Below are 12,081 nucleotides of genomic sequence, written 5' to 3'. Positions count from 1 at the left end.
CTGGATCAGGAGTGGCCGATCAGCCCCCTGCCCTACTCCTGCGTGAATCTCGGTGCCCTGGCGTTGATGCTATTCGGCCATTAACCATCCATTATCTTGAAAAGCCATGTAATGGTAGCTATCGGATATCCGATTGGTATCCGGATAGCTTACGGATATCCAAAGGAACTCCTCTAAGTATCGGAAGGCTTTCGGAACCCCGTTAGATAGCTGTTGGTCATCGGAAAGCTATCTGATATCTTTCCCTTTCTTTGAACTCGGGAGGAGGGGCCATGCCGACCATCGCTTTCGTATCGCCGAAGGGAGGAGTCGGAAAAACGACTTCAGCCTTTTTGTTCGCGACCGCCATCGCTGAAATTTACGACGTAACGGTCATCGACGCCGATCCCAATCATCCCATCCAGACCTGGGCGACAGGTGGCAACACGCCGTCGCGTCTTACGATCATCTCGGGCGTTGATGAAGACACGATCATCGAGCGCATCGAAGATGCGGCAGCACAAACGCCCTTCGTCATCGTCGATCTTGAAGGCACAGCATCGAAAACGGTGATCTACGCAATCTCGCAGGCGGATTTTGTGGTCATTCCAACGCAAGGCTCGCAGCTCGATGCGAATGAAGCGAGTAGGGCGATCCGTGTTGTGTTGCAGAGTGAAAAGATGACCGGCAAGCCAAAACCCTATGCGGTGCTGCTGACGCGGACCAGCGCGTCGATCCGCACGCGTGGCCTTGCGCATATTCAGAACGGATTGATCGATGCCGGTATTCCTGTGCTCGAAACAGAACTCAACGAACGCGACGCATTCAAAGCCGTGTTCTCGTTCCGGCAAACGCTTGACGGGCTCAATCCGGCGGAGGTGCCCAACATCGACAAGGCGAAAATCAATGTCCTGAAATTTGTCGAGGAAGTATTCGCGCGTTTAGCAGCAGAGGAGGGCGGTAGGAAAGAAGATCAGAAATCATCCGCTGTCGCAGGTGCCGCATGAATGAACGCGTCAATCCGTTTGCCAATCTCAAAGACGCGCCCGTTTTTACGACAAAAGCGAAACCGGAAAAGCCTGTCGAGGAAGAGACGATCACGAAGCTTGCCGAGCAGAACAATTTTCCAAGCCGTCAGGCCGCAAAGCAGACCAAGGCGGAGCGGCGAAAGCCTCGGACCTATCGCACAGGTCGCAATGTGCAGTTCAATACAAAGGTGACGGCGGAGACACATGCAAGAATCTACAGGCTTGCGGACGACAGAAAAATTACCCTTGGAGAATTGCTGGAAGTGGCGACAGCGGCTTTGGAAAGGGAAGGGGGTTCTCGCTCTTGAACCTTCCGAGAGACTCCGATGGTAATGTCGTATCGGAAGGCATCTCCATAAGCATGGAACCATTTCCCGATGGACTGACTGAACTGCGTCGCGTGTTGAGCTTGCGCGAAATCATGGCTTTGATCGAAAAGACCGCAAGGTGGGTTTCACCCGAAACCTTCAAGCTGCTGCCAATATGGTTTCCTGAGCACGCAAGAAGAGGATTGTTCTACAAAGGCAAATGGTCAGAACCGCAGATGAATACCAGTCGTGCGACGGGACAGTCTGTCCACAAAACCGAAGGCAACATTCATGCGAATAAAGCGCTGACGCTCGCTCTCGGCCTTCGAAAGAACCTGCGTAAGAACTGGTCGTGCTGTCACATTTGGGGCGTTGATGATGCGAGCTATCAGCTTTCCAATCTCGTCATCCAAGATCATGCGTTCTTCTCATGCGTAGGAAACATGGTGCTGTTGCCGACGCCGCTGAAGGCTTTCACCGACACCATGCCTGAGGTGAAAGCTTTGCTGCGGATTTGCGCGTTTAACCTTTATGGCTGGCAATGCGACCATGAGCATCTGTCCGCCACGAATGAGGCTCTAAGCAAATGGACCGACTGGGAGGCCTATCCAGAGTCCTGGCCGATGAAGCAGGGGGAAGGGGTGCCGCTCGGTGTGGTCGAACTCAACGCGACGATAAGAACTTCGGCAGACAAACGCCTCGCTGCTATTCGGCATGATCTCGAACATGCGGGCGAGTTTTATCCACGCGAAAAAGTTCTCGCGGCCCTCGAATACTGGAAGGTTGAGCTGTAAGGAGAAACGATGTGCGGGAGATACGTCAGAAGAAGCGATAAGCAGAAGATCGCTGAGTGGTTTCACTGCGAAGGCAATCTTGCCGAGATGCCCATGCCGGATTCCGATTACAACGTATCGCCCACAACCAATCAGCTCATCATCAGGCAAAGCCGGGAGACGGGCGACCGCGAACTGGTCCTCGCGCGGTGGGGTCTGGTTCCGTTCTTCACCAAAGATCTCGACTCCGTAAAAGGGCTTTCTACAATCAACGCTCGTGCGGAAACGATCACGACTTCCAAAACGTGGCGCGAACCCGTCAAGAAACGTCGCTGCCTTGTCCCGGTCAATGCGTTCTATGAATGTCATAGGATTTTTGGGGGACCGTGACCGTAGGGAAGGGGGGAGCCAAAATCCGTCATTGACAGCAAGCGGCGGCGGCTAAAGTGCCTTCCCCCCGCCCGTAGCGGGGTGGCTCGCAAATTCTTCAGAGAGGCTCGACGGAGCTTCGGGACTTAATCGTCACCGGCGCAGCAATTCGATTTGGCTGAGCCGTTCCAGCATCGCTACAACTGCGTCGAGGTATTCGGCACACGATTTGACCAATTCACTAAACCGATATTCAACAGGTGGCCGGGTTCGAAGAGTATGCACTCTTCGAACGACTTTGCCTTGCGCGTCTTTAACTTCCTCTCCGGTGCGCGACTCCAGCGAGGAAAAGAACATGGAATAGTCCACCGAAGGCCGCATGTGGTGCATCAGACGGTTCCTGTAGGCAATGGCTATATCCGCTCCGGGTTTGCTGCTTGGAATCGCTAGGGCCTGGGTTATGGCATCGAAGTCTGCCTGCGAAATTGCGCCGTTGGCGCGCCTCGTTTCCAGTCTCTTTGCGACATTTTCACGCGTGAGTTGAGACTTCTCCCAGGTCGGCTTACTGGTATCGACAAGATCCCCACCGAGGCTTTCGTGAAGAAGGCGATTGACGAGGTCCTGCACTTTTATGAGGTCTTGAATCGACTGATTCAACAGGGTCATTTTGCGGTCGTGGATATAGTACAGATCGTTTATGGCTAAGTCGTCTTCGAAGGGTGGCTCCTGGGATGGTTCGAGAGCTTTGTAGGTTTGGGCAAGGACGAGATCGCCTTCGGCACCCATAATCAGCTTCGTCAGTTCAAACCAAATGGCTTGCGAATTTCGAACATCGAAATACTGCGCGATGTTCGACGTAACGCCGGGAAATTCCAGCCATCCACGGGCCGTGCCGTTGTGTTTCGGTTCGGCTTGTTCGCCGACTATAACCTTCATCTCCGTGGCAAGATTATGAGCGAGTCTATGTTCCCCGGCGCTATCCGGTGTGTAAGACGTTTCCGCGCTTTGGCTCTCTTCGCGCGTTGTCCCGTCATCGTCGATGAAGGTGATTTTCAGTTCAATGCGTCTCATTGAAGACCTCTGATATCAAACAACGATAGTGCATTATGCATGGCTGCAAAGCATCCGAAGATTTCTCCGTATCGACGTGGGGCTTAGATTGAACAACAGACCGACCTCAAGGGCCAACCAAGGACTCCGGGATCAGCCCGGAGTGGGAATGGCTCGATCTGAGCCTGATTCGACCGAGGCGGTGTTTGCCAGTCCGCTCTCCACTTGCGCCGCGTAGTCGGGATGGAAGCCAAGTTCCATGGAAGCGATCCGCTGCGCGTCGGCTGCTGCACGGAAGATCTCACGCTTGTCGTCCTTGAGCGCTTTGATCCAGGTCGCGATGTAGCTGGCGTGTTGCGGGATGTCGGTCGGGATACCGATTTCATTGGCGACAAAAGCTGATGCCAGCTCGGCACGAAGTTCTTCCATCGCATAGGCGGATGATCCAAAGCGATTTCGAAGATCGCGGTTGAGGCGGGAAGGATGCCCGGTCCAGTGGGCGAGTTCATGCAATGATGTTGCAGCAAATTCTTCGGGTCCGCGAAACGCGTGTTCCGGTGGCAACTGGATGTGATCGGTTGCGGGCGAATAGAAGGCTCGATCTCCGCCAGTCCTTACGACAGCGCCGCTGTTTTTCAGGATGATGTCGGCGGCTTCAGGGCACGTCCATGGTGCGGCTTCGACGGACGGTGCCTCATAGGCAGGGATACCATCGATCTGCGATGCATGAAACACGGCGTAGTGTTTCAGAACCCTAATCATCTTCCTACCGTCGTCTGAATCTTCGTCTTCGACCTCGTAGGGCTTGGTGAAGAAGATGGTCGTTGACCGCTCCCCTTTGCGAACCTGCCACTTTCTTCCTACTGCCTGCTGGTAGGTCATCCAGCGGGGATCGCCGCTCTGGAAGGCACGAAGGTCCATGCCAAGGATGAGCACATTGATGCCGTGATACCGTTTGCCGGTAATGGGATTGAAGGGAGCCTGCGGCCCACCGGCCTTGTCCGGGTCCCAGGGGCGAACCCAGGGCTTCACGCCGTTCTCAAGTTCGGCGATGATGCGGTTCGCGAATTCCTGCATCGGATCGCGGGCAGGGGTCTCGCTCGCGCGGTGCGTTTCGGGTTTTCTGTGCGCTGTTGCTGTCGTCATTTTGAGCCTCTTTCGCTTCAAGTGACCCCCAACGGCGGGGGCGAAAGAAGGCACGGGGATGCCGCCGCAAATGAGCGCAGCAGTCATAGGAATTTGGGGTTACTGCCCCGCCCGAACAGGCGTTCTTTGCCGGGCGGGGGAGGGGAGCCAAAATCCGTCATTGACGGCAAGCGGCGGTGGCTAGAGTGCCAATCGCCCGCCGTATCTCGGGGTCACGGGGAAAGAGGCTTGAGACGACAGAGCGCACACGGACCAGAACTCCACGGGCAGGGGCCAGTAACCGTTTCTGATCTAAATTGAAAACGCTTGCGCGGGCCGAACGGTCCGGCCACTTTGAGTGCGGGCCTCTGGCAAGGTCTAGAGACTGACACGGGGGCCTTGGCCTGATAATAAGGAAACGGGAAACGAAGACCGACGAACTTCCGGACCGCAAGTTTGCTCGTGAAAGCGATTATCGCGACGGTGGGGCTGGATGAGGCAGGTTGTTGTGGCTGGAGGAGCGAACCGTTGAACGCAGTTGAGATAGAAGAAGCAATTTCGCAGCTGGCGGATCAGGCGTTCGACTCGGCAAATTTTCCGTATGCCTTCCTCGAAGCGTTCGGGAACAAGGAAACCACGATTAAGCGGCTCCGCGCCGGAGCCTCGAACAAGTCTGACCTCGGCGGAGTTCTCCAGACCAACAATATTCATATCGCCACATGCGGCAACGGGCAGGTCACGAAGACACTCACGGCACTTAAGGACAGTCCATCGACTGCCAAGGCGAAAGCAAAGTTCATCCTGGCGACTGACGGCACGGATTTTGAGGCAGAGGAGCTGGGGAGTGGGGAAACCGTCGCCTGTGCCTATAGAGACTTTCCCGATAAATTCGGGTTCTTCCTGCCGCTCGCTGGCATCACGACCGTTCGGCAGATCGCCGAAAACTCATTCGACATCCGGGCGACCAGCCGCCTCAACCGGCTCTATGTCGAGTTGCTGAAGGACAATCCCGAGTGGGGGACGGCGGAACGACGCCACGACATGAATCACTTCATGGCTCGGCTCATCTTCTGCTTCTTCGCTGAAGACACCGACATCTTTATTGGAAAGGGCTTGTTCACTGACACCATCGCGCAGATGAGCGCGAAAGATTCTTCCAACACGCATGAAGTGGTCGGCGCTCTGTTCCGCGCCATGAATACGCGAGTAGCAGATCGTGACAGCGCCGGATTGCCCCGGTGGGCTAACACGTTCCCTTACGTGAACGGTGGGCTGTTCTCTGGCAATATGGACGCGCCCCGATTTACCAAGATTGCGCGGTCCTATTTGTTGCATATCGGCAACCTCGACTGGACGAAGATCAACCCAGATATTTTCGGTTCGATGATCCAAGCCGTTGCGGAAGATGAGGAACGAGGTGCGCTTGGTATGCACTACACCAGCGTGCCGAATATTCTGAAAGTGCTTAATCCGCTCTTCCTCGATGATCTACGTGCCCAGCTCGCAGAAGCAGGAGAGAATTCTCGAGCATTGCTCAACTTACGCAAGCGCATGGCGAAAATCCGGGTATTTGATCCTGCTTGCGGCTCCGGCAACTTTCTTGTTATTGCGTACAAAGAGATGCGCGCCATCGAGGCCCAGATCAACCGGCGACGAGGTGAGCCGGACCTTCGCAGCGAAATTCCACTTACCAACTTCCGGGGCATTGAGCTGCGTGACTTTCCGGCCGAGATTGCACGTCTTGCGCTTGTTATCGCTGAGTACCAGGGCGACGTTCTATATCGCGGACAAAAATTGGCCCTGACTGAATTCCTACCGCTTCGGGCAGACAACTGGATCACATGCGGCAACGCGCTTCGGCTCGACTGGCTTAGTATCTGCCCTCCGACGGGAGTTGGCGTGAAGTTGCAGGCAGATGACCTATTTAGCACGCCGTTGGATCAAGCACAGATCGACTTTGAGAACGAAGGCGGAGAGACATATATCTGCGGTAATCCCCCGTATAAGGGCGGAACTAAGCAGAATGATGAACAGAAGAGTGACATCGAGACCGTGTTCTCCCCACACTCCAATGCATTCAAGTCACTTGATTACGTAAGCGGGTGGTTCTTTAGGTTTTCCCAATACGCGCAACATGCGCCTGCGTCTTGTGCCTTCGTTAGCACCAATTCGATAGCTCAAGGTGAGCAGGTTGCAAGGCTTTGGCCCTTAATTTTTGATCGCGGACAGGAGATTTTGTTTGCTCACACCTCTTTTAAGTGGGCGAACCTTGCGTCGCACAATGCCGGAGTCACCGTCGTAATTATCGGCCTAGGGATAAAAGCGGGGCGAAAAGCTGTTCTATTTGAGAACGCAGCTGGAGCAGCTCCGCTTCGACGCGAAGTTGAGAATATCAGCCCATATCTGGTGCCTTTCAAGAATTTGGTTATTGAGCCACGTTCAACCGCCATCTCCGACGTGGCTGAAATGGTTAACGGAAGTAAACCAGCCGACGGTGGAAACTTACTTTTCGGATTGGATGAGGCTCAGAAACTTCGCCGATCTGATTCATCGGCAAACGAATTTATATATCAATATGTTGGAGCTAGTGAGGCGATTGACGGGGCTCTTAGGTATTGCTTGTGGATTGACGCCGAGAACAAAGAGCGCGCTTTGAGGATTGAAAAGATTGCGGTACGCGTGTCGTTGGTCAAAGAGATGCGAGCAAAGAGTACTAAGAAGCTGACCAATGAGGGCACCAAAACGCCATGGGCTTTCCAACAAGTACGGCAGACTGGAAGAGAAGCTGTTCTGGTAGTTCCGAGTGCCTCGTCGGAGTCTCGCGAGTACCTGCCAATTGGGCTGCTCCCGCCTGGTGCAATTCTCTCTAACGCTGCTTTCGGATTCTTCGATGCCCCAATTTGGAATTTCGCGCTAATAGCCTCGCGAATGCATCTTGTCTGGATTGCCGCCGTATGTGGCAGGATCAAGACTGATTACCGCTACTCAAGTACTCTCGGCTGGAACACGTTTCCCGTCCCCACGCTGACCGACAAAAACAAAGCCGACCTCACGCGCTGCGCCGAGGATATCCTGCTGGCGCGCGAGGAACATTTCCCTGCAACCATCGCCGATCTCTACGATCCCGAAAAGATGCCCTACGATCTGCATCATGCGCATGAGCGTAACGATGAGGTATTAGAGCGTATCTATATTGGCCGCCGTTTCAAGAACGACACCGAGCGGCTGGAAAAGCTATTTGACCTCTACACGAAAATGACAGCATCGGCGGGAGCAACCAAAAAAGTAAAGATGGGAGCACCCGCATGACGGAATTCAACAACATGACCCTGGTCGCCGCTGTGGAGGTTATTGCCGAATTCAAGTCCCACGGTGATATGTCGGTTTTAGAAGTTCAGTGGGGCTTTGCTGGTAATTCGACGAGCAAGGCCGCGCGCGTTGCCAGTTGGGCACAACGCGCCACCATGCCGCATGCCCCCCAAGTAATGACCGAAAACGGCCTTATGAATTTAGGGCGAGCCTTTGTGGAGACGGCGATTAAGGCTCCCCCCGGCGTCGGCGACAGTGGCGCTTGGAAGAAGTTTGTCGCCGGGCTTCGGTTTGACGGTTTCGAGCTGGTTGAAATGGAAGTTCCACCGCCTTCAAACACACCCTGGCAGTCCCCGCGCACTATCGTCACGCTCACGCGGATGTTGCCTGCCGACATACCCGGACTAAATTTCCGCGAAGCAGAAAGCGAGGTGACCGCCTTGCTTATCCAGAGTGGCTTCACTGTTGCCAGAGGACACTTGGAACGAGCGGTATCCTCTTTCCAGCGTGGCGAATGGTCTTCGGCGAATGGAGAGCTTCGCAATTTCTACGAGAGCTATTTGAACGAAGTCGCCGTCCATCTCGGTTGCGACAGTCAGCAGGACAGCAAGGCGAAGCGTGATTTCCTCGGACGCCTTCAACCTCCCTTCCTGTTGACGGAATACAACGAGTGGAATGAAAGCAATCAGAAGCCCCAATTCGCTCAGGGGTTAATGAGCCGGATGCACCCACATGGGGGACACCCCGGGTTGTCCGAGGAAGAAGATGCGACTTTTCGCATTCAAATTACCCTTGTTACGGCTCGCTTGTTTTTGCGCCGCTATCGCCAACGAATAAAAGAGGTGACTGCATGACAGTTGAGTTGAGATCAGTCCCGTCTATTTCCGTCACATACGCGCGCAACGGTAGCTCGACCAAAGCGAACGCCCTCGGAATGAGACCGATGCAGGAGCGCGCTTATGAGAAGCGCGGTGAACAGTTCCTGCTTATCAAGTCGCCTCCCGCCTCTGGCAAAAGCCGCGCGCTCATGTTCATCGCGCTCGACAAGCTCCAGCATCAGGGGCTTAAGCAGGCGATCATCGTCGTGCCCGAAAAGGCTATCGGTGCGAGCTTTCACGATGAGCCTTTGGCCAAGTTCGGCTTTTGGGCCGATTGGCGCGTGGAGCCGAAATGGAACCTGTGCAACGCACCCGGCGGGGACAACGGAGGCAAGGTCAAGGCCGTTGGTGCCTTTCTTGAAAGCACGGACAAGGTGCTGGTCTGTACTCATGCGACATTCCGCTTTGCAGTCGATGCGTATGGGTTAGAGAAGTTCGACGACCGATTGATCGCAGTGGACGAGTTTCACCACGTCTCGGTCAGCCAAGACAATAAGCTCGGCCTGCAACTCGGGCAGCTGATAGCGCGGGACCGCGTTCACGTCGTTGCGATGACCGGCTCTTACTTCCGGGGAGATGCCGAAGCAGTGCTGGCCCCGCAAGACGAGGCAAAGTTCGACACCATCACTTATACCTACTATGAGCAACTCAATGGCTATGAGTATCTGAAGCAGCTCGACATCGGCTACTTCTTCTATTCCGGTTCTTATGTGGACGACATCCTGCACGTCCTCGATCCGGCGGAGAAAACAATCGTCCACATTCCGAACGTCAATTCACGCGAAAGCACGAAAGACAAGATCAGGGAGGTGGATCACGTCATTGGTGCATTGGGCGAGTGGCAAGGAGTTGACCCGGCAACTGGATTCCAGCTCGTCAAGACGCCTGATGGCCGGGTTCTGCGCGTCGCTGATCTCGTCGATGACGATCCCTCCAAACGTGACCGCGTCTCTATCGCGCTCAAAGATCCCGCGCAAAAGCACAACAGAGACTATGTGGACATCATCATCGCTCTCGGCATGGCGAAGGAAGGCTTCGACTGGATTTGGTGCGATCATGCGCTGACGGTGGGCTACCGGTCGAGCCTGACCGAAATCGTCCAGATTATCGGACGCGCAACCCGCGACGCACCGGGCAAGATCCGCGCACGTTTTACAAACCTGATTGCCGAACCTGACGCTTCCGAGGAAGCCGTTACCGAGGCGGTGAACGATACCTTGAAGGCAATCGCGGCGAGCCTGCTCATGGAGCAGGTGCTTGCGCCGCGTTTCGAGTTCAAGCCAAAGCATCAGGAGAACGGCCCTGCGCCTGGCTTCGACTACGGCGAAGGTGGCTATGACCCGAACAAGTGCAATGTCGGCTTCAATGAGCAGACCGGACAATTCCAGATCGAGATTAAGGGGCTCGCCGAACCAAAAAGCAAGGAAGCAACGCGCATCTGTCAGGAAGACTTGAACGAGGTGATTGCCGCCTTCGTCCAGGATAAAACGGCAATCGAGCGCGGCCTGTTCGATGAGGAGCTGGTTCCAGAGGAACTGACGCAGGTCCGCATGGGCAAAATTGTTAAGGACAAGTATCCCGAACTTGATGAGGGTGATCAGGAGGCTGTGCGCCAGCACGCCATAGCCGCGCTCAACCTTACTCAACAGGCCAAGCAGTTCGGGCTTAGCGGTGGTGGCGAAGCCAATGCCGAGCCTTCTATCAATACCGCACTGATCGACGGTGTGCGCCGATTTGCAATGGATGTGCGCGAACTCGATATCGACTTAATCGACAGTATCAACCCGTTCGGTGAAGCCTATGCGATCCTCGCAAAGACGATGAGCGAAGATAGCCTGAAACAGGTGGCGGCGGCGATAGCCGCAAAGCGAACAACTCTGACGCCTGAAGAGGCGAGGGAGCTTGCGGTTCGCGCCGTGAAGTTCAAAAAGGAGCGGGGACGCCTTCCGTCGCTCGATGCGCAAGATGCATGGGAAAGACGGATGGCCGAAGGTGCCGCCGCCTTCGTCCGGTACAAGGATGAGGGGCGCTATGCGTGAAATTGATCTTGATGAACTCCGTTCGGAGCTGGAAGACTTCGCGGAACCGGAGAAGAAAGGCGGACGCCCGCCGCGCGAGGAGCGCGTCATCGCCGGGTTCGAGGAGATACAGCGATTTGTTGAAAAACACGGTCGCGCTCCGCAGCATGGAGAGGACCGTGACATTTTCGAGCGCCTATATGCGGTGCGCCTCGACCGCCTCCGCGCCCTTGCAGAGTGCCGTTCTTTGCTTGCTCCGCTCGACCATCAGGGATTGCTCTCCGGCGTAGAGATTTCCGTTGCCGATGCGCCGACGACTGTCGATAACGACGAGTTGCTGGCTGAACTGAAGGAAGCTGCGGGACCGGACAGCATCACCGAACTGCGCCACGTCCGCAAGAGCGCCGATAAGCGCGCCGCCGAAGAGATCGCCAATCGCGCAGTCTGCGAAGAATTTGAGACCTTCAAACCGCTATTCGAGCAGGTTCAGAGAGAACTAAAGTCCGGCGTTCGCAAGACGCTTCCAGTGCACAACATGGAAGAGATCAAGCTCACCGAAATACAAAAAGGCGAATATTTCATCGTCGGCGGGCAGATTGCTTATGTGGCCGATGTTGGTGAGGATTTCACGACGCAATATGACCGTCGTGATAGCCGGTTGCGTGTCATCTACGACAATGGAACCGAGAGCAATCTGTTGATCCGCTCTTTCCAGCGATCTCTCTACCGTGATGAGGCTGGACGGCTCATCACCAACCCTGCAACCGGGCCATTGTTTGCGGACCAACGGGCTGACGACGATCTGGCGAGTGGCACGATCTACGTCCTGCGGAGCAAATCCGAACATCCGGTCGTCGTAGCTAATCGCAATCTTCTGCATAAGATCGGCGTGACAGGGGGTAAGGTCGAGACACGAATCACGAACGCATACCTGGACCCGACATTCCTAATGGCCGACGTGGAAGTGATCGCCACCTATGAACTTTACAACATCAGCCGAATCAAGCTCGAAAACCTGATTCATCGCGTATTCGATCCTGCGCAGTTGGATATTGAAATCAAGGATCGCTTCGGCAATCCCGTGAAACCGCGAGAGTGGTTCCTTGTTCCTCTTTTCGTGGTGAACGAAGCGGTCGAGCGAATTAAGGACGGGACAATCATCCAATACGTTTATGACCCAAAAGCCGCACGGCTCGTGAAGACGGCATCCTGATCAGTATGAGAGGTGCCATTTCATAGTTGCT

Annotated in this window: 10 protein-coding genes; 8 read left to right on the top strand and 2 right to left on the bottom strand. The window is 55.0% G+C overall.

Annotation, left to right across the window (positions count from 1 at the left end; translation table 11 throughout):
• The first annotated feature begins 272 nt into the window (after positions 1-272).
• Genes XX99_RS20620 through XX99_RS20605 form a run of 4 tightly spaced genes read left to right on the top strand, consistent with a single transcriptional unit; the run spans position 273 to position 2,478 of the window.
• Entirely contained in the window at positions 273-986 is a 714-nt protein-coding gene (locus tag XX99_RS20620; RefSeq protein ID WP_050061301.1) for a ParA family protein, read from the top strand.
• Positions 983-1,315, top strand: coding sequence for a hypothetical protein (locus XX99_RS20615; RefSeq protein WP_050061300.1), 333 nt, complete (start codon positions 983-985; stop codon positions 1,313-1,315). The genes XX99_RS20620 and XX99_RS20615 overlap by 4 nt, the downstream gene beginning before the upstream one ends.
• A 53-nt stretch (positions 1,316-1,368) precedes the next feature.
• Entirely contained in the window at positions 1,369-2,109 is a 741-nt protein-coding gene (locus XX99_RS20610) for a hypothetical protein (protein ID WP_050061411.1), read from the top strand.
• A 9-nt stretch (positions 2,110-2,118) separates the two neighbouring features.
• Complete coding sequence (locus XX99_RS20605; RefSeq protein ID WP_050061299.1) at positions 2,119-2,478, top strand: SOS response-associated peptidase family protein; 360 nt, start codon at positions 2,119-2,121, stop codon at positions 2,476-2,478.
• A gap of 132 nt (positions 2,479-2,610) precedes the next feature.
• Here XX99_RS20605 and XX99_RS20600 read toward each other — a convergent pair whose 3' ends face one another.
• Entirely contained in the window at positions 2,611-3,528 is a 918-nt protein-coding gene (locus XX99_RS20600) for a hypothetical protein (protein ID WP_050061298.1), read from the bottom strand.
• Positions 3,529-3,660: 132 nt separating this feature from the next.
• Positions 3,661-4,653: an ArdC family protein gene (locus tag XX99_RS20595; protein WP_050061297.1), complete on the bottom strand. Its 993-nt coding sequence runs from the start codon at positions 4,651-4,653 to the stop codon at positions 3,661-3,663.
• Between the two features lie 507 nt (positions 4,654-5,160).
• On the opposite strand from XX99_RS20595, the gene XX99_RS20590 reads away from it, so the two are divergent.
• The 4 genes from XX99_RS20590 (at position 5,161) to XX99_RS20575 (ending at position 12,050) form a co-directional block, all read left to right on the top strand.
• Entirely contained in the window at positions 5,161-7,941 is a 2,781-nt protein-coding gene (locus XX99_RS20590; protein WP_050061410.1) for a class I SAM-dependent DNA methyltransferase, read from the top strand.
• Positions 7,938-8,795, top strand: a complete 858-nt coding sequence (locus XX99_RS20585) for a hypothetical protein (RefSeq protein ID WP_050061296.1) — start codon at positions 7,938-7,940, stop codon at positions 8,793-8,795. The genes XX99_RS20590 and XX99_RS20585 overlap by 4 nt, the downstream gene beginning before the upstream one ends.
• A gap of 89 nt (positions 8,796-8,884) precedes the next feature.
• Positions 8,885-10,858: a DEAD/DEAH box helicase gene (locus XX99_RS20580; RefSeq protein WP_197081916.1), complete on the top strand. Its 1,974-nt coding sequence runs from the start codon at positions 8,885-8,887 to the stop codon at positions 10,856-10,858.
• Positions 10,851-12,050, top strand: a complete 1,200-nt coding sequence (locus XX99_RS20575) for a GIY-YIG nuclease family protein (protein ID WP_050061294.1) — start codon at positions 10,851-10,853, stop codon at positions 12,048-12,050. The genes XX99_RS20580 and XX99_RS20575 overlap by 8 nt, the downstream gene beginning before the upstream one ends.
• Positions 12,051-12,081: the final 31 nt, after the last annotated feature.

The organism is Silvibacterium bohemicum, assembly GCF_001006305.1.
GTDB lineage: Bacteria > Acidobacteriota > Terriglobia > Terriglobales > Acidobacteriaceae > Silvibacterium > Silvibacterium bohemicum.
The sequence above is the reverse complement of the archived record's forward strand: the minus strand, read 5'-3'. Positions and strand labels throughout refer to the sequence as shown.

Excerpts from the sequence above, each read along its gene's own strand:
- XX99_RS20615 (WP_050061300.1), top strand. The coding sequence starts at position 983 with ATGAATGAACGCGTCAATCCGTTTGCCAATCTCAAAGACGCGCCCGTT.
- XX99_RS20610 (WP_050061411.1), top strand. The coding sequence starts at position 1,369 with ATGGAACCATTTCCCGATGGACTGACTGAACTGCGTCGCGTGTTGAGC.
- XX99_RS20585 (WP_050061296.1), top strand. The coding sequence starts at position 7,938 with ATGACGGAATTCAACAACATGACCCTGGTCGCCGCTGTGGAGGTTATT.
- XX99_RS20600 (WP_050061298.1), bottom strand. The coding sequence starts at position 3,528 with ATGAGACGCATTGAACTGAAAATCACCTTCATCGACGATGACGGGACA.
- XX99_RS20575 (WP_050061294.1), top strand. The coding sequence starts at position 10,851 with ATGCGTGAAATTGATCTTGATGAACTCCGTTCGGAGCTGGAAGACTTC.
- XX99_RS20605 (WP_050061299.1), top strand. The coding sequence starts at position 2,119 with ATGTGCGGGAGATACGTCAGAAGAAGCGATAAGCAGAAGATCGCTGAG.
- XX99_RS20595 (WP_050061297.1), bottom strand. The coding sequence starts at position 4,653 with ATGACGACAGCAACAGCGCACAGAAAACCCGAAACGCACCGCGCGAGC.
- XX99_RS20580 (WP_197081916.1), top strand. The coding sequence starts at position 8,885 with ATGCAGGAGCGCGCTTATGAGAAGCGCGGTGAACAGTTCCTGCTTATC.
- XX99_RS20620 (WP_050061301.1), top strand. The coding sequence starts at position 273 with ATGCCGACCATCGCTTTCGTATCGCCGAAGGGAGGAGTCGGAAAAACG.